Consider the following 18,127-nt stretch of genomic DNA (forward strand, 5'->3'; position numbering starts at 1 on the left):
TCTAGCATTATCATCGGCGGAAGGAAGGAGCTTCGCGGATTTTCAGCCGAAAGGCGTAGACAGGTCGTCCGGCTCCAGCCGAACGTGCAATCTCCATGGACGACAAAGATTGGATTTCGAATTGAGCCCATGGCGCGGAAAGCCTGATGAATCTGACGCCGACCTATCTGATGAAGCCGGATCAGGTGGGCTGGTCGTGCGCATCACCGCCGGTGGCAAGTCGTCAAGCGGCTGTCAGAAAAACCGGCATCGAAGCTGTGTGCTTCACAGATCACGGTATTGCGGAAGCGCGACCATCCTGCGGTCGCCCGCGGAAAGCCATGGGCGGGGCGCCGATGATGCGTTTGAACGCCCGGCTGAATGATGCCTCCGATTCATAGCCGAGGCGCTCGGCAATCGCGGCCACGCGCTGTCCTTCACGCAGCCACTGATGCGCCTGGTGCATGCGCATGCGAGCGACGTAGCGAGCGGGTGTTTCACCAACGGCCCTGGCAAAGCGCTCCGCGAACCCAGAACGGGAAGCGCCCATCTTGCGAGCGAGTTCTTCGACCGTCCAGCCATGGGAAGGGTCGAGATGGATCGCCGCCAGGACCCCCCCGACCTCGGGATTGCGAACGGCCGTCAACCACCCGGAAGCATCGCCGCAGCCGTGTTCCACCCAGGCGCGGATGATCGTCGCGGTCAGAACATCAGCAAGCCGGGCCAGGATACCGCCAGCGCCGACGCGGTTCATATCGACCTCGTGCATCATCGCATCGAGCAGGGCAGGGATGGAGGGCTCACTGGCTGCGAGATCGCTTGTCCGCATCACATTGGGCATCAATTGCAGCAAGGGATGCCGCTTGTCGACATTGAAGCGCATGACCGCGAAGAACAGCAGGTTCTTGCTATCGGCGCAGGGGCATTGCAGATCGACGATCCCATCGCAGACGGCCTTGCGCGGCATGGATTCGACGGGCGTCGGCACTATACCGGGCGCGCTTGCAAGGACATGGGCATCGCCCCGCGGCAGCAGGACCGCGTCCCCCGGTCGCATTTCCATCCATTCCCCGTCCGGCGTCTGCACAAATGCCTCTCCGGCTGCCAGAAAGTGAAACTGCGCTTCATCCTTGGTCGGAAACGCCGTCGCCCATGGGGCAGACGGCTGGCAGCGGCCGTAGTCGACGCCATCCAGACGAAGCCCTCGCATCATTTCCGTCAGTGCATCGCTCATCGTGTCCTCGTCATTTGGACGAACAGTCATGTCTTGTGGATTTTCTAGCATAGAAACACCAGCGTGAGCCGTCTAGCCTTGTCATCACAATCTTTGGAGATGGCGTATGAACATCAATCCCGAAGCCAATGGCTTCCACGCGAACAGGAAGGAGGCCGATCCGGCCTGGGCAGGCGTGGTATCGCTTTCGCTCGGCGTCTTCGGTCTCGTGACGGCCGAGTTTCTTCCAGCCAGCTTGCTCACGCCAATTTCACAAGATCTGCATGTCAGCATCGGTGCCGCCGGCCAGTCGGTCACGATGACCGCCGTCATCGGCGCGATCGCAGGCCCTGCAATTGTCATTGGCACCAGCCGATTTGACCGTCGTCTCACATTGCTCGGATTGACAGCCCTGCTCGTTGTTTCCAGTCTCCTGGCAGCATTCTCTGATGGGCTCGCGACGCTTCTCGTTGCTCGCGGGTTGCTCGGGATCGCGCTGGGCGGCTTCTGGGCCATGTCGCTGGCGCTCGCCATGCGGCTTGTTCCAGAGCGGTTGATGCCGCGGGCGATGGCGATCATCATGACTGGCGTGTCCGTTGCAACGGTTTGCGCTGCACCTATCGGCGCCTGGGTCGGAGAAGCCTATGGCTGGCGTTCTGCATTCATCATCGCGGCTGCAGTCGGCGGCCTTGCCTTCATCGCCCAACTCCTCACCCTGCCTGCGATGCCGTCGACCGGCACCGCAGGATTGGGCACGATGGCCACGGTGCTGCGTCGCCCGGCAATCCGGCTGGGCCTTCTGACCGTCTTGCTGGTGGTCGCCGGCCATTTCGCGGGTTTTACCTTCATTCGGCCCTTCCTCGAAACTGTGCCACATTTTGGGGTTGAGGGGATATCTGTAGTTCTGCTGGCCTTCGGGATCGGCGGGTTTCTCGGCAATCTGTTCGGAGGCTTTGTTTCCGAGCGCAGTACGGCGCTGTCCATCGTCATCGCGGCTACCGGGATTGCTGCGACAACATTGGCGTTAGCGCTTGCCGGAAACCTTGCAAGCGTCGCGTTTGTCGCGACCGCGCTGTGGGGATTTGCCTTCGGAGCCCTGCCGGTAAGCGTTCAGAGCTTCGTCACGCAGGCAGCATCGGATGAAGCGGAAAGCGCCGGTGCGTTGATGTTGACCACTTTCCAGGTCGCCATTTCCAGTGGGGCGGCCATTGGTGGCTTCATCGTCGAGGCGCAGGGGCTGGCAGGGGTGTTCGGCTTTGCAGCTATTGCCGCACTTTGCGGGGCCCTGGTGATCGGTATCCTGAACCGAAGGACGGTAGCGACGGCGTCTTAAGGAAAGATCATGCGAAGCGCGTCAACGCGCGCAAGAATAGCTACGATCAGGGGCGCACCGGACGTGCGTCCCTCCTGACGGATGGAACAGTAAGGACGACGTTCCCCGGACGGCCGCCATCACATCATGCGCCAAATTGCTCTGTGACTCACCCCTATTGGTCACTCGATGCAAAGGGTTTCGGTGTTCCAGCCGTCTGGCAGAGGCTCCGGACGCTGGATTTCGATATCGTCGAGCGTGAGGCCAGCGATATTATGCGCAAAGAGCGCCGGCATGCCTGCAGGATAATCGATAAGGCCGACAATTTTTCCGTCCGCTCCCCGCAACCAGGCATTGCCACGACCCTCGTGGTCCTTGGGCGGGGAGAGATCGGCACTTGTGGGGCGCAGGTCATATTGCCTGGCTGTTCCCAGTAAGCCTTCCTCGATCGTCAACTGAATATTGCTGAGGCTCATTCCGGCAATCCCGCCGTTTCTCGCCGCAAAGAGATTGATCGGACCCTGGCAGCGCCCCGTCACGTTCTCGACGCGGACATTGGTGACGAGGCCAGCCGGTATCTCCGGCCTGCGATCGAGCTGGGTAATTGTGAGCGGCTCACCCGAGCCCCAGAAACCATCGGGCGTTTCATGGCAATCGATCTCTATGTCCGAGAAGGCGACGTCTTGGATCACTCCGCCGTCACGCGAGAAAATGCCGAGGGCGCGATTGGAATCTTGGACCTTGCAACGCGTGAAGGCGACGTTGCGGATGTCACCAAAACTCTCCGTGCCGATCTTCAATGCACAACTGTTGCTCTCGACGAGGCAATCCGAAACCTCGATTTCCACGCAGCGTGCGATGCCCTTGTCGCTTCGGCTGGTCTTGAGGCAGACGCCGTCGTCCGCCGTTTTGATTATGACGCGGCGCACTGCGACCTTTGCGCAGCTGTCGATGACGATCCCATCCGTATTCGGGAGTTGTCGGTTGTTGAATACCGTTATGCCCTCGACGATCACGTCACGGCAGCGCACCAGGTGGACCGTCCACATCGGCGAATCTTCGATGACAAAGCCTTCCAGCCTGATCTTGCTGCAGTCTTCGAACACCAGGACCCTCGGGCGCTTTTCGCTCGGCGTGTAGGTGCCGACCGTCGCGTCGAAGCCGGTGCTGAAGGCGCCGCCTGAAGCAAGGATCTTGCCTTCGCCTGTGATCGCGACGTCATGGGCCTCCTGCGCGACGATATAGGCGCGATCGGATCCCTCGGCGATTACGCTCACCGAATTTCCGGCATAGAGCGCGTAGTCGGGGACGAACTCTAGCGTGGCACCCGGCCCGATTGACAGCGTAATACCGCTGAACAGGCGGATGGGTCCCGTAATGTGCCTGCCCGCCTGCAGGAGAAGCGTTCCTCCGCCGGCGCTAACCAGCCTGTCGATAGATTGCTGCAGCTCAGCGCCATTCGGCTCGACTGAAATATCCATTGCTTCTCCTCTGGCTCTCGGGATGATTAAGCTACGCCATTTTATTCGTCAACAGGACGAACTAATTGATGCCGTCAATCTTGTTTGTGTTGACACCATCGAAAACTCGTATTTAATTCGTCATGGTTACGAACAAACGATCGGCCAAAGGGAGATTTGGAGGCCGGTTGTTGCCAGAGTTTGAGGAGCAAAGAAGGGGAACCCTATGAAACCGCTCAAGACATTGATTATGACGGCAAGCGCCCTGGTGATGACGATTTCGCTCGCGGCAGCATCCGAACTGAAGATCGTCTGGTATGTCGACAATGATCAGGAAGAGGCGAACACGCGCGCCTTGCTCGATCAGTACACGAAACTGCACCCGGACACGACCTTCGACCTTGAGATCACCCCTTATGACGGGATGGTCCAGAAATTCCAGCAATATGCGGCCTCCGGCATCATGCCGGATTTGTCGCTCACTTCGTCGATGGAGCCGGTTATCCGTCCGTTCCTCGTCGATCTCAACAAGGAGATCGGCCCCGAATGGATCAACGACTTCGTCAAGGGCTGGGGCGATGGCGCCAAGCTCGACGACAAGGTTATCGCCGCGCCGCTGCGCGTAACCTCCACGGGCATCTTCCTGAATGTCGATGCCTTCAAGAAGGCCGGCATTGCCATCCCGGACCACGCGACCGGTTGGACCTGGGATGAATTCGTTCCGAAGATCAAGGAAGTCGCCGAAAAGTCGGGTACACGCTATCCGCTTGTCTGGGACGTTTCGGCAAGCCGCTGGATCGTTCACGAGTATCAGTACGGAAACCACATCTATACGGAAAAAGAACCTGTGAAGGTCGTCATGGACGAGGCAGCGTGGACGAGCGCGCTCGACAAGTTCATCGACATCACGAAGGCCGCAATGCCGCCCGGGCTCTGGTCCGGTGCGAGTTCGGACAATCCGAAGGAAATCTTCACAGCCGGTCAGGCCGTAGCCTATATGTCAGGAAGCTGGCAAATCGCCGGACTGGCGGACAACGCGCATTTTGCATGGCAGGCTGGTCCAACGCCGCGGGGCACCGTCGCGTCGTCGATCTACGGAGGCGACTATATCGTGGCCTTCAACACGAGCCAGCATCTTCCGGAAGCGATCGATTTCATCAAATGGATCACCTCGCCGGATATTCAGGCACAGTACGCCAAGACCTTCGGCATGATCCCGGCCAACCTGAAGGCGGCAGCCGTCAAGTACGATAATCCGGCCGCGACCGATGCGATCAAAGCAATGCAGGCCGAGTTGAACGCCAGCCCTGCTTACGCTGCGACCGACCAGGCCTGGCCGCAGATGCAGGCTGTTTGGGGCACCGTGAAGACAGCCGTCACGCAGGCTGTTGCCGGTCAGATCTCCTCTGCCGAGGCCATTTCGCAGATCAAGAAGGCTGCCGATGCCTCGCTTGAGGCTGGCAAGTGACGACGGACATAATGGAAGATAGCCGTTCGGCACTGGGTCCCCACCCAGTGCCGAAAGGTCTGCGAGGCAGCCTGGCAAGCCTCGGCTGGCCCTACCTGCTCATGGTGCCGACAATGGCGCTCCTCGTTACCTTCACCCTCTACCCGCTGGTCCAGGGCCTCTTCATGGCCTTTTTCAAGCGGGGTGTGGTCGTCGTTCCGCAGGTGCCCAGCACCTTGCCGCAATATGTCGGCCTGGATAACTTCATCGGGCTCCTGAGCAATGCCGATTTTCAGGTTTCATTGCTCAAGACCGTTCTCTTCGTTATCGTCGCGGTTCCGCTGAACATCGTCGTCTCGTTGGCGCTGGCTCTCCTGCTGGCGCCACAGACCAGGCTGTTTGCCATCGTACGCACAATCGTCTTCTTCCCGTCCATGATCAGCCTGCTGATCATCGGCGTCGCCTGGCGCTGGCTGTTCGGCCTCAACAACGGCCTCGTCAATTACCTGCTCTCGCTGACCGGCATCGCTCCGATCCCGTGGCTGGAACAGGACACGATGGCTCAGATCGCCGTCATCATCGCCTGGGTGTGGGCGCAAGCCGGTTTCAACATGATGATCTTCATTGCAGGTCTGACCGCGATTTCCACCGACTATTACGAGGCGGCTTCGATCGACGGGACCAGCAAGTGGCGGCAATTCACCCATATCACCTTGCCGCTTCTCAAGCCGACGCTCGCCGTCGTCCTGGTCCTGTCCTCGATCGAGGCCTTCAAGGTCTACGAACTCGTCGTATCCCTGACGGGCGGCGGTCCGGGCAAGGCGACCGTCTACCTCATACAGACGATCTACGACACTGCGTTCCAGAAACCGATGCAGGCTGGCGTTGCGGCCGCCCAATCCATGGTGCTGTTCATCATCCTGCTGTTCCTCACGATCTTCCAGTTGCGCATATCGCGGAGTGAGAAATGACACGTATCTACTCTCCCTGGCGACTGGCCTTTGTCGTGCTGACACTGTTCGTCTTCCTGATGCCGCCGATCTGGCTCTTCCTGTCTTCGTTGAAATCACAACAGGAGATCTTCCAGTGGCCGCCGACCATTTTGCCGGCGCAACCGACGTTGCAGAACTTCATCGACACGGTGTCGCGCGCGAAGTTCCTCATCTTCTTCCGCAATTCGGCCATTGTCTCCGTGCTCTCGGCGCTGCTGTCCGTCACCATCAGCGTCATGGCCGGCTACGCACTTGCGAAGTTTCGGTTTAAAGGAGACACGCTCTTCTTCCTGCTCATCATGTCGTCGTTGATGGTGCCGCTGCAGATCATCATGATCCCGGTCTTTCTGGTGCTGCGGGATCTCAATCTTCTCGATACGCTGGCAGGCATCATCATCGCGCCGGCGGCAACCCCGACCGGGGTCTTCCTCATGCGCCAGTACATCACCAACATTCCTGACAGCCTTTTAGAGGCGGCGCGCCTCGATGGTACGCCGGAATGGCGGATCCTGTGGCGGATCATCGTTCCGCTCGCCATACCCGCAATCGGCACGCTGCTCGCCTTCAATCTCGTATGGCGCTGGAACGACTATCTTTGGCCGTTCCTGATCATCAGCGACCAGGACAAGTGGACGGTCCAGGTCGCGCTTGCCAATACGGTGGGTCGCTTCGGTATCAACTGGCCCAGGCTGCTGTCCATGTCGGTGCTTTCGGTGCTGCCCGTGCTCGTCATGTTTACAGCCCTGCAGCGCATGTTGATGAACGGCCTGATGGCGGGCGCAACGAAGGAATAGTGCTGCAACATATCGTGCAAAAAGGGCCGCCTCTCCGGCGGCCCTTTGCATTTTCTCTTTCAAACGCCGTCTCCGTGGCGACCGGTCGGAAAACCTCTAGCGGATCGCCGCCGGCAGTTTGTCCTTGTGGGCGAGGGCGGCGGCGGCCGGCATGCTGCTCCATCCCTGAAGCAGCGAGCCACGCCCCCAGGGTGGCGAGAAATATTCGACGGCACCCATCCAGCCCTCTTCGAGGCAGGTCTTCCACCAGCGCAGGAGCGGGTAGTCCGCGCCGTCCAGGCCGTAGGCAAGCCGTTGCTCGGCATAAAGGCCCGAAAGATAGGGCCAGTCCGACCCATTGTGGTAGCGATACGCGAAATAGGACTTCTCACGCGTATCCTTGGGGCGCTTGAACGGCGGATAGGCGCAAAGCACGCCCCAGTCGCCATAAGGCTGGCCGTCGTTGTTGCGACTTTCCAAGATCTCCTGGACCTTGGCGAGAACGCTTTTCGCTCGCTCGGGAGAAACCGCCTTGAAGCGAAGCAGCGTCAGGCTGTCCAGCGTCAGGTGGTCTTCGACGAAATCTGTCTTTGTCCCGTAGTCCGCATAAGTGCCACCCGGTTGCAGAAGCGCCTCGTCCAGCGAAGCGCGCGCCTTTTGCGCCACGGCTGCCGCCTTCGATGCAACGGCTTTGTCGAGCGAGGCGCCGTGCTGTGCGATGACGTCGAGGGCGCCGATCCACAGGCCGAGATCATAGGCCACGTAACCGTGACGATAGACATTGTCGGCCCAATCGCGGTCATGCCGCGGCTTGATCGGCAAGCCGGTTCCCTTCTCGTCGAAGCCGCAGTAACGATTGAAGATCGCCACCACCTTATCCCAGTACAGGGACAGCGGTGAGCCGTCGCCGGTCGCATTGATATAGTCGCCGATCGTCAGAATGAAGAAGAGCGGGCTGTCGAAGTGATCGCTCCACCAGTCGCCGGGTCGAAGGTGCTCCTCCTTGATCCGTGGATCTGTCAGACGCACCTTTTCCCATTCCTCGGCCTGCCCAGGTCCCGTCAGGATGACGCCGCTCGGCGCCTCGCCGTTTTCCTGCACACCCCGCGCAAGAAGATCGATCTGGGCGCGGACTGCCTCCGGTTCCCGATCCAGGAGAGCCTGGAGCGTCCAATAACCGTCACGGTAATAGGTGCGAGCCGGCGCGCTGTAGGCCTGGCCGGCGGCGAGGCCGGCAAAGGCACCATGCTCGTCCCGCCTTATGCTGGAAAGAGCGGCATGCAGGCTTTGCGAGATCATGCTGCGCATCAGGGCAGGCGCCCCCGGCATCGCATCGCAACGCGTGACGTAGGCATTGGCCTCGGCAATCAGTTTCGTCTGGTCGAGCTCGAGCGCTGCAAGCGCTTCCTCGATCGTCGCGCCGGCGGTCACGAAAATGCCGTCGGGCCTCTGCTCTGCGATGGCGACGCCCCAACCGGTGCGGGCAATGCGGCGACCCTCTTGCCGTTCGACCGGTTCGCGTTTCGCCATCGTGCCCCACCAGGCGCAGCGCCGGGCAGGGATGAAGGTCCGCAGCTTTGCGCCCTTCAAGAAGAGCGCCGGCGCCGACTGCGCCACGTAAAGCCCTCCGCCATGCGCTTCCACCCGGTTCGGGGAATAGGTGAAAGGGGCGCTCCAGCCGGTGAAGGTCAGATTGACCAGCTTGCCGGCGCCCCATAGCGAAAGTTCAATCCTGCCTTCCGGCCGACAATCGCCCTGCAGGCGCGGAGCCATGAACGGGACAAGCACCGGTGTCGCAGAGCGAAGCTGTCCGTCATCAAGTGGTATCAGAACTTGCGGTTTTGCTGATGCGGCGCTCATTGGATGGCTTCCTGTTTTCCTGCATTCTCAGTTGCCGCAAGATCGGTCAGGCCAAGCATAAGCGCCCCGAGCATGCCAGCTTCGGGGCCAATCCCGGTTGCCTCTATCCGTGTCTCAAACGGCAGCAGCGTCGACATGTGACGCCTGACGGCGTCGACAAACTCGCCGCGCGACCCGATGCCCCCACCGAGCACGATGAGAGCGGGGTCGAAGAGGGCTTGCACGGAGGCCAGGCCGACCGATGCCGATTTTGCGAGTGTTTCGATGGCCGCGACAGCTTCCCCGTCTCCGGCAGCAGCGCGAGCGAATATCTCGGCGACCGACAGCGTCCCATCGCCATACAGGCTGCGCACCGCAGGCGAATCAACCTGATCCTCGAAGAGACCGGCGCGGGCCTGCGGCGCCGCCTGATGAGGATTGGGACCTAGCGGCAGAAAACCCAGTTCGCCTGCCCGCCCGTGCTGGCCGCGGAAGAGCGTTCCACCGATGACCAGCCCCATGCCGACACCGGTTCCGAAAGCGATAAATGCAAGCGAGTCCTGATCCTGTCCTTTGCCGAGAGTGGCCTCGGCGAAAGCTGCGAGATTCACGTCGTTTTCAACCACGACGGGGCAGGGCAGGGCTCGTGCGAGCAGCGCGGCGAGCGGCTGATCGGCTGGAATGGCCAGGTGAGGGGAAAGTGACGCAAGCCCGGTCAACGGCGATACCGCACCCGGTACGCCGACAACAGCCTTGCACAACGGGCCCCGATCGCGATTGTCCTGCACCAGGGACAAAATCATCCGTGGAATTTGCCGCAATACAGGGGCTCCCGCGCCGTGTTCGGTCGGCTCTTCGGCCTTTGCCACAATACGCCCCTGCAGATCGGCAAGCCCTACCAGGACCTTGGTACCGCCGAGGTCGACACCGGCGACCATGCCTTCAGATCCGCCCGCTTCGTCCGAACGATGGACGCTGTTCGCCTGTCGCAAGCCAGACGCAATGGTTGAAATATTTGACAAATGCAGTCCTTTTGCGATATTTGTTCGGCAGGTTGACGAATTTATTATGGCCGCGCCCGCGAACTGTCAACAAGCTGTTTGAAATCGGGGGGCTTTCATGGAAAAAGCAAAACACCGGTGCAACGATGAAGACGGATCTGGCGGGGTAGCTCGACGATGGTATTGACCGAAAACGCGCCACCCGTGCTGCGACAGATCTCCGTGCGCGCGGTCATGGACGTGCTGCTCCATGCCGGACCTACCTCGCGAGCCGAGCTTTCAAAGATCACAGGCCTTTCGAAGCAGACGATGTCCGAGGTCATCAGGGCACTGGAGGAAGGTGGCTGGGTTCGGGAAAAAGGCGTCACGAGCGGTCGCATCGGCCGCACGGCCATTACCTATGAGGTCAATGGCGATGCCGGCTATGCTGTCGGTATCGACATGGGCGCAACGACGACGCGTATCGTGCTTGGCAATATCGTCGGAAGCGTTGTCGGCGAAATCGACTATCCGTCCGACCGCCGGGGCGGCTATCATCTGATCGATCAAGTCGAGGCAATGCTGTCCAAGATGCTGTTGCAGCTCGGGATTGCCAGGGAGTTCCTCCTCGTGGCGGCGATAGCCACGCCAGGGGTCGTCGATCCTGCGACGGGTGCACTCTCGATGGCGCCGAACCTCGCCGATATCGCCGGCATTGATATCGGCAGGACGCTCAGCCAGAGGCTCGGCTGTCCCGTCGTCCTGGAAAACGATGTCAACGCAGCCGTTATCGGCGAGTCCTGGCAGGGATGCGCGACCGCAATCGATACCGTGGCGTTCATTTCGCTCGGGACGGGTATCGGGCTCGGCGTGCTCCAGGACGGCAAGCTGATGCGTGGCGCAAACGGAGCGGGCGGCGAGATTTCCTACATGCCGTTCGGTGCCGATCCATACACGAAGGACAGTCTTGAAAGGGGCGCGCTGGAATGCGCGATCGCGGCTCGGGGAATTAGCGAGCTCTACGAACGTTCGGGGGGTGAGAAGGACACCTCGGTCCGGGACATCCTGGAACTTGCCGAAAAGAACGACCCGATCGCGGTCGAGGTGATCGGCAAGGTGTCGGACATTGCCGCGCTGCTTGTCGTGTCCGTCAATGCGATCGTCGATCCGAAGATCGTCGTTCTCGGCGGCAGTATCGGTCGCCACCCCCTGATAGCCGAAGGCGTTCGGCGAGGTATCGTGAAGGCGAGCCGCCGTGCCATCGATGTCGAGGCAAGTGTTCTTGGCGGTCGGGCAACGCTGATCGGGGCTCTCGCAATTGGACTGAACCACGTTCACAACCTGCTTTTTTCTCCCCAGACCTTGCCGGAGCAGCGGCGCTTGCCGCCACCGCCGCTGTGATTGTCACGCAGATCTCCGTGTCGCACGACAATGGTCGCGGTACCGGAATGGCTGGGCGCAATGACGGTCCCGCCACCGGTGAAGGCGACGGCGGCTGCACATCGCTAAAGGCCAGATAGCCGGGAAGAATGACCGCCAGGACCTGCGCAGGCGCGAGCCGCCCAGGATGGGGTTCATTGAAAATCCTGTCTGCAGGCGGGAGGAAACTGATGATCGCTGATAGAAAAATACGTTCGTCATCTTGACGAACTAATTGCTTCCACGCAGACTGAACCGAGATATGAGGAGATCCGATTGCCTCGGTGTGGCTGCGGCCACCTCCGGAAGACTCGGTGTGGCTGCGGCCACCTCCGGAAGAAACGTCAAAGGAATGGATTCATGGCCGGTCTCAAATTGAACGATGTCAGGAAGAGCTTCGGCCATCATTCGATTCTCCATGGTGTCGATCTCGATGTGGGTGAGGGCGAATTCGTCGTGTTGGTCGGCCCTTCAGGGTGTGGCAAGTCGACATTGCTTCGTCTGATCGCTGGCCTCGAAAGTGTGAGCGCGGGAAAGATCATCATTGGCGACGATGACGTGACGGCGTCGCCTCCGGGGGATCGCGGGATCGCGATGGTGTTTCAGTCCTATGCGTTGTACCCGCATATGACCGTTGCCAAGAATCTGTCCTTCGGCCTCGAAAACCTCACGATGAGCCGGGCCGAAATCGATCGGCGTGTGATGGAGGCGGCAAGAATGCTTGCGATCGAGCCTCTCCTCGATCGACGCCCGAAACAGCTCTCGGGGGGCCAGCGGCAACGTGTGGCGATCGGTCGTGCGATTGTGAGGAACCCCAAGCTCTTCCTGTTCGATGAACCGCTGTCCAATCTGGATGCCGCACTTCGCGTGCAGACACGAGGCGAGATCAGTCGCCTCCACAAGCGGCTTGGCGCCACCATGATCTATGTGACGCATGATCAGGTCGAGGCCATGACGATGGCGGACCGCATCGTCGTCCTCAATGCCGGACGCGTCGAGCAGGTCGGTACTCCGCTGGAGCTGTTCGAGGCCCCGGCCAACAAGTTTGTCGCGGGCTTCATCGGCTCGCCGCAGATGAACTTCTTCGATGGAATGCTTGCCGGGACCGGTCCGGGTCATGTTGCTGTCGACGTACCGGGCTTCGGCCGTCTGGACATTCCAGCGCAGGCGGGGGATGCGACCGTCGGCGAACCTGTGATCCTCGGCGTACGGCCGAGCCATTTCGAACTCGCCAAGGGCAATGGCGCCGACGGATATCCGATCCGCTTCGAAGTCGATTACGCCGAAAGCATCGGCACGGATACCTATGTGTATGGCGTGGTGGAGGGCAGCGGGACTGCAACGATCGTCCACCTGCCTGATCATGTAGCGGTCAAGGACCGTGCAACCCTGCAGCTTGCGGTCCGGCCCGCGCGCCTTCATCTCTTTCGAGCCAAGACCGGCAGTTCCATCACAAAACCGCCTATCGGCGCCGCGGCTCTCGTTCATGCCGGCGATGTCGAGGCCTGAAGCGCCTACCGCTCCCGAGGCTGCGCCGATGCGGCGACCAGCGGGTCGTTGTAATTCTATCCTTACGGGGATCGGCGATCGACCGCTCCGATGAACCTATAAATTGCTGGGACCATTATGGCGGTGCTCGCCGCCCTGCTGATCATCACAAACATCGGCGGGTTTGTGCCCTGATGGCTGCATGCGACTTGCCGCGCAAAGCGGTGCATGGTCCCGAAATTCGTTTGCAAACCACATTAAATTGCATTAGCTTTCAATACACTAGAAAGTTATAACTTTAGCATTGCATTTCGGCTTTTACTTCCTCTTCCGTCGCCTCGGCGCGTCAATCGGATAGGCCTTCATGCATCCAGACAGTCAATACATCCACGCCGACAATGCGGCGCTCATTTTCGATGAGCTTAAGTTTCGATCGCTGACGGTGAAGAACCGTCTTTTCCGATCCAATATATCCGGCCAGTTCGACGACTATAACGGTCACGGCGGGAATGCCCGGCTGAACTGGGAGGAGAAGTTCGCGCGCGGCGGGATCGGCTGCATCATTTCCTCCTTTACGCCGGTCTCCGTGCGTGGCCGCATCCTCGTGCGTTATGCGATGATCGACGACGACGATAAGATCCCCTTCTGGCGGGAAGTCGGCCGCCGTGTCCACGCCCATGACTGTCGGTTCATCATGCAGCTCAGCCATTCCGGTCGCCAGCAGGACATGGGCGGCGTCGAGAACCTGTTCAACAAGGGCCTGAGTTCGACCGACAAGAGCGACTACTTCCATGGGCTGCTCGCCCAGGCGATGACGAAACCCGAAATCGCGGAAGTGGTGGAGCAGTTCGCGCAAGGGGCGCGGCGTGCCCGGGAGGCGGGGCTCGACGGTGTCGAGCTTCACGGCGCCAACGGCTATCTGCTGACGCAGTTCCTGAGTTCCGGCATCAACGACCGGACGGATGAATATGGCGGCGGCTGGGAGGGCAGGGCGCGTTTCGTGCTCGAGATCGTCAGGGCGATCCGCCGCGAGGTCGGCCAGGACTTCCATCTGCAGATGAAGATCAACGGCGTCGACCACAATGACTGGCTCTATCCCTGGATCAAGAAGGGCAACACGCTCGACGAGACGATCAAGATCTGCACGATGCTGCTCGACGGCGGCAAGGGCGTCGACTCCTTCCATGTTTCGAGCGGCTCGACCTTTCCGCATCCGCGCAATCCGGCCGGAGACCTGCCGCTAAACGATCTGCATCGCTGGTACGACGGCATGCTCTCGCAGGGCACGCGTGCGCCGATGAATTATGCGATCTTTTCCAATCCCCTGCTGGGGCGCGCCTTCCAGGCGCTCTGGCGCTGGCGCAGGGGCAAGGTCATCGAGGGCATCAATCTCGATTATGCGCGCGCGGTTTCCGAAGCGATCGGCAAGATCGATCCCGACATCAAGGTGCTCTGTACCGGCGGGTTCCAGCATGCCGACAGGATCGCCGAAGCCATCCGCTCGAAAGCCTGCGACGGCGTCACCATGGCCCGTCCGCTGATCGCCAATAACGATCTGCCGAAGATCCTCGCCGAGGCCAACGGCCCGGAGAAGGAATGCACCTATTGCAACAAGTGTCTGCTCAACGATCTCGAAAACCCACTCGGTTGTTACGACCTCAGCCGGTTTGACGGAACGAGCTTCGAGGATCGCTACGGCAAGATGATCAAGCAGGTCATGTCGGTTTTCGAGCCGCCGACCTTCCATTGACACGCGCCATCACCCGCGCATTCGGAGTGGATCTATGAGCAGCGACAACGACCGCAAGACGCCCGTCGAGATCGCCGTCGCCCGCCACCGCCGCTGGTGGCTGGCGGTTGTTGTGCTGCTGTTGCTCGCGCTCGTCTATTACCTCGTGTTCGTCAACCAGTATGTCGTCGCCTTCAAAAGCCAGAGCGAGCATTTCATGCACGGCTCGATCGGCAGCGAGACGGCGACGGGACCGCCTTACTGGGTCTTCAAGGCCTTGCCGGTCATGTATGCCGACAAGCTCGGGCCGGAAGGCTGGGCCCGCTTCGGCTTCCTCTACGAAAAGCCGGGCGACGACCTTCCGATCGGGGTGTCGCGCCGCGTGGTCTCAGGCGTCGAGCGGGTTTGGCTCAACTGTTCCGTCTGCCATGTCGGCACCTATCATCTTTCTGGCGACGCGGTTCGCCATCTCATCCCCGGCGCGCCTTCCAATAATCTGCGCCTGCAGGAATTCATTCGCTTCTTCATCGATGTCGGCCGCGATCCCGGTTTTACTGCCGACGCGCTGATCGAGACGATCGATAGCCCCAAGGTCGGCGGCGATCTCAATGTCTTCGAGCGGCTGGTCTATCGCTACGTGGTCTTCCCACGGGTCAAGAACGCCTTCCTCGATCTCGGTACCCAGCTCGATTTCGTCAAGCGCCAGGAGGATTGGGGGCCGGGCCGCGTGGACACGTTCAATCCCTACAAGGCGCTGCAGTTCAACTTTCCCATGGGCGAGGCCCATATATCAGGTGCTGCGCTGAACGGCTCTTCCGACTATCCCGCCATCTGGCGCCAGCGCCCGCGTGAGGGCATGAACCTCCATTGGGACGGCAACAATGATTCCGTGGCCGAACGAAACCTGAGCGCGGCACTCGGCGCCGGCGTGACGCCCGTGACGGTCGACCGGGCGTCGATCGCGCGCATCGAGGACTGGATGTGGGATCTGCCTTCGCCACCGTTCCCCATCGCTGCCAAGATCGATCAGGCGAAGGCGGCAGAGGGCAAGACGCTGTTCCTGCATTATTGCGCCGATTGCCACGGCTTCAAGGATGCGAAGGACTACAGCTATGACAGGCAGCGTTTCACGCGCCTCGGCAAGACGGTTCCGCTCGCCGATATCGGCACCGATGCGGGACGCTGGACCTCCTATACGGCAAATTTCGCCGCCGAGCAGAACCTGCTCTATGCCGGCTATCCCTGGCGCTTCAGCCGCTTCCACAAGACGGACGGCTATGCCAATCACCCGCTCGACGGCATCTGGGCGCGATCGCCCTATCTGCACAACGGCTCGGTGCCGACCTTGCGCGATCTGCTTGAACCGAGCGCCAAGCGGCCGTCCGTCTGGTTCCGCGGCAGCGACGAGTTCGATCTCGCCAAAGTGGGCTATCGGTCGGATCAGTCTGCCGGCGGCGATCTCTTTCGCTACGACACGGCGCGGCCCGGAAATGGCAATGCCGGCCACGAAGGATATCGCTACGGCACGGAACTGCCGGCGGCGGCAAAAGACGCCCTCGTCGAATATATGAAGACGCTATGACCCAGTCGCGATCGCTCAGCAAATGGAAGGCACGGCATGCGGTCCTCGTCTGGATCGGCATCCTTTTGAACTTCGCCTTCGTCCTGCCGCTCATCTTCTGTCCGGAATGGATCCTTGGCCTCTTCGGCATCACCGTCAACCAGCTGATCTGGCCGCGCTTTGCCGGACTGCTGCTCGGGATCCTGTCGATCTTCTACATTCCGGCGACGCTCGATATCGACCGTTACCGCGTCTTCGCCTGGCTCGCGGTCTTCCCTTCCCGCACGCTCGGCACGGTTTTCTTCTTTCTCGCCGTCTTCGTCTTCGACCAGCCGATCGGCTATCTCGCCGGCGTCTTCCTCGACGGGTCGGTCGGCATTGCGACGCTTTTCTGTCTCCTGCGCATCCTGCGGCTCGAACAGAACATCGCCGAAGGGAGACAGGCATGAGGCGCGTCTTCTGGAAATGGCTTTTCGCCGTTCTGGTCCTGCTCGTCGTCGGCGCTTTTGCGCTGTTCTTCCTGCTCTTCCGGCCGGTCGCCCAGCCGAGGACGAACGATCTGGCTGAGGTCTTCAATCACGGCTCGATCGGCAATGAAGAGGCGCAGGGAATTCCCTACTGGATCTGGCGCGTCCTGCCGCAGCTCTTTCCCGAACATCTGCCGGCAAACGCGGACGGTTATGGCGCCTTCGGCCTCTATTGGCGCGCCGGCGACGAGGTTCCGGTCGGCCTGTCGGTCAAGACGCTCGGCGTCATAGAGCGCGTTGCGCCGAATTGCGCCTTCTGCCACCAGGGCAGCTATCGGCTCCATGCCGCCGAGCCGGCGCGGCTGGTCGAGGCAGGCCCTGGGACGCGGGTCAATCCGCAGGCCTATATCCGCTTTCTGATCGATGTCGGCGCCGATCCCAGGTTTACCGCCGACCGGGTGATGACGGAGATCGGTAGGATCTATGACATGCCCGTCTGGGAGCGGGCGCTCTATCGCTTCGTCCTGGTGCCGGCGACCCGGGCAGCCCTCCGGGAACAGGGGCGGCAGTTTGCCTGGATGAAGGATCGGCCGGACTGGGGGCCGGGCCGGATCGATCCTTTCAATCCCGTCAAGTTCCAGAACCTCCAACTTGCCGACGACCACACTATCGGCAATTCCGACATGATGCCCCTATGGTCGCTTGCCAACCTCGCCGCCACCAATACGCGCCGCTTCTCGCTCCATTGGGACGGACTGCAGACCGATCTCTACGAGACGGTGGTCTCGGGCGCGATCGGCGACGGCATGACCTACAAATCCTATGGGGGAAGCGAAGAGGGTCTTCGCCGCATTATGGATTTCATCCGCCTGCAGGCGCCGCCGCCGTCGCCGTTTTCTCCCCTCAAGCCGGCAGACGATCTTTATCATGTCGATGCGGCGGCAGTAGACGCCGGCCGTGCGATCTATACCGCGCTATGCGCCGTCTGCCATGATGCCAAGGGCGCACGCTACAGGACGCCGATCCCAATCGTCGAGCTCGGCACGGACCGCCATCGCCTCGACATGTGGACATCAGCAGCCCGCGACCGTTATGCGGCCTACGAGCCGCGCTATGCCTGGGGTTTTGCCAATTTCCAGAAGACCGACGGTTATGTGGCGACGGGCCTTGCTGGCCTGTGGCTGCGCGGTCCCTACCTGCATAATGGCAGCGTCCCGACATTGCGCGCCCTGCTGCTTCCGCATGCCGAGCGGCCGGGGCAGTTCTACCGCGGCTCCGATCTTGTGGATGCCGACAATGGCGGCTTCGTGAGCATGCCGGATACGCCGGGGGAGCAATACGGCACGCTCTACGATACCGGCCTTCCGGGCAACGGCAATGGCGGTCATCTCTGGGGCACGGATTTGCCGCCGGAGGCGAAGGAGCAACTGCTTTCCTATCTCAAGACACTTTGACCATCAGGAGGGGG

Annotated in this window: 14 protein-coding genes; 10 read left to right on the forward strand and 4 right to left on the reverse strand. The window is 60.9% G+C overall.

Annotated elements, in window-relative coordinates; all coding sequences use genetic code 11:
- Positions 1–271: 271 nt before the first annotated feature.
- Positions 272–1,213 carry an AraC family transcriptional regulator gene (locus tag AB4Z13_RS19795; RefSeq protein ID WP_442206650.1) on the reverse strand — a complete coding sequence of 314 codons (942 nt, stop codon included), beginning with the start codon at positions 1,211–1,213 and terminating at the stop codon, positions 272–274.
- A 106-nt stretch (positions 1,214–1,319) separates the two neighbouring features.
- Between AB4Z13_RS19795 and AB4Z13_RS19800 the strand changes: the two genes are divergently transcribed.
- The gene (locus AB4Z13_RS19800) at positions 1,320–2,525 is read left to right on the forward strand and encodes an MFS transporter (RefSeq protein WP_442206573.1); all 1,206 of its coding nucleotides are present in this window, start codon (positions 1,320–1,322) and stop codon (positions 2,523–2,525) included.
- Between the two features lie 161 nt (positions 2,526–2,686).
- On the opposite strand, the gene pglB is transcribed toward AB4Z13_RS19800, so the two are convergent.
- Positions 2,687–3,985 carry a polygalacturonase PglB gene (gene pglB / locus AB4Z13_RS19805; RefSeq protein WP_442206574.1) on the reverse strand — a complete coding sequence of 433 codons (1,299 nt, stop codon included), beginning with the start codon at positions 3,983–3,985 and terminating at the stop codon, positions 2,687–2,689.
- Positions 3,986–4,190: 205 nt separating this feature from the next.
- Between pglB and AB4Z13_RS19810 the strand changes: the two genes are divergently transcribed.
- The 3 genes from AB4Z13_RS19810 to AB4Z13_RS19820 are packed head-to-tail and all read left to right on the forward strand — an operon-like array spanning position 4,191 to position 7,197.
- Positions 4,191–5,432: an ABC transporter substrate-binding protein gene (locus tag AB4Z13_RS19810; protein ID WP_442206575.1), complete on the forward strand. Its 1,242-nt coding sequence runs from the start codon at positions 4,191–4,193 to the stop codon at positions 5,430–5,432.
- A complete protein-coding gene (locus AB4Z13_RS19815; protein WP_442206576.1) occupies positions 5,429–6,382 on the forward strand; it encodes a carbohydrate ABC transporter permease in 954 nt (317 codons plus the stop codon). Before AB4Z13_RS19810 ends, AB4Z13_RS19815 begins: the two co-directional genes overlap by 4 nt.
- Positions 6,379–7,197 (forward strand): carbohydrate ABC transporter permease, encoded by an 819-nt coding sequence (locus AB4Z13_RS19820; RefSeq protein ID WP_007814669.1) that lies wholly within the window; start codon positions 6,379–6,381, stop codon positions 7,195–7,197. The genes AB4Z13_RS19815 and AB4Z13_RS19820 overlap by 4 nt, the downstream gene beginning before the upstream one ends.
- Before the next feature lie 96 nt (positions 7,198–7,293).
- Here the strand turns inward: AB4Z13_RS19820 and AB4Z13_RS19825 are convergent, their stop codons facing one another.
- Together AB4Z13_RS19825 and AB4Z13_RS19830 are read right to left on the reverse strand one after the other, a co-directional pair.
- Entirely contained in the window at positions 7,294–9,036 is a 1,743-nt protein-coding gene (locus AB4Z13_RS19825; protein ID WP_442206577.1) for a GH116 family glycosyl hydrolase, read from the reverse strand.
- Positions 9,033–10,037, reverse strand: coding sequence for an ROK family protein (locus AB4Z13_RS19830; RefSeq protein ID WP_439018314.1), 1,005 nt, complete (start codon positions 10,035–10,037; stop codon positions 9,033–9,035). Before AB4Z13_RS19830 ends, AB4Z13_RS19825 begins: the two co-directional genes overlap by 4 nt.
- Positions 10,038–10,193: 156 nt before the next feature.
- Between AB4Z13_RS19830 and AB4Z13_RS19835 the strand changes: the two genes are divergently transcribed.
- The 6 genes from AB4Z13_RS19835 to AB4Z13_RS19860 all read left to right on the forward strand — a co-directional run bounded on the left by AB4Z13_RS19835 (position 10,194) and on the right by AB4Z13_RS19860 (position 18,113).
- Positions 10,194–11,396, forward strand: a complete 1,203-nt coding sequence (locus tag AB4Z13_RS19835; protein WP_442206578.1) for an ROK family protein — start codon at positions 10,194–10,196, stop codon at positions 11,394–11,396.
- 378 nt (positions 11,397–11,774) lie between these two features.
- On the forward strand, positions 11,775–12,923 hold the full coding sequence (locus AB4Z13_RS19840; RefSeq protein ID WP_442206579.1) for an ABC transporter ATP-binding protein: 1,149 nt from the start codon (positions 11,775–11,777) through the stop codon (positions 12,921–12,923).
- A 343-nt stretch (positions 12,924–13,266) separates the two neighbouring features.
- Positions 13,267–14,652 (forward strand): NADH:flavin oxidoreductase, encoded by a 1,386-nt coding sequence (locus tag AB4Z13_RS19845; RefSeq protein WP_442206580.1) that lies wholly within the window; start codon positions 13,267–13,269, stop codon positions 14,650–14,652.
- A gap of 34 nt (positions 14,653–14,686) precedes the next feature.
- Entirely contained in the window at positions 14,687–16,213 is a 1,527-nt protein-coding gene (locus tag AB4Z13_RS19850) for a cytochrome c (RefSeq protein WP_442206581.1), read from the forward strand.
- Complete coding sequence (locus tag AB4Z13_RS19855) at positions 16,210–16,641, forward strand: hypothetical protein (RefSeq protein ID WP_007814655.1); 432 nt, start codon at positions 16,210–16,212, stop codon at positions 16,639–16,641. Before AB4Z13_RS19850 ends, AB4Z13_RS19855 begins: the two co-directional genes overlap by 4 nt.
- Entirely contained in the window at positions 16,638–18,113 is a 1,476-nt protein-coding gene (locus AB4Z13_RS19860; protein ID WP_442206582.1) for a cytochrome c, read from the forward strand. The genes AB4Z13_RS19855 and AB4Z13_RS19860 overlap by 4 nt, the downstream gene beginning before the upstream one ends.
- Positions 18,114–18,127 lie beyond the last annotated feature (14 nt).

The organism is Rhizobium sp. YAF28 (assembly GCF_052113285.1).
Taxonomy (GTDB): Bacteria; Pseudomonadota; Alphaproteobacteria; order Rhizobiales; family Rhizobiaceae; genus Rhizobium.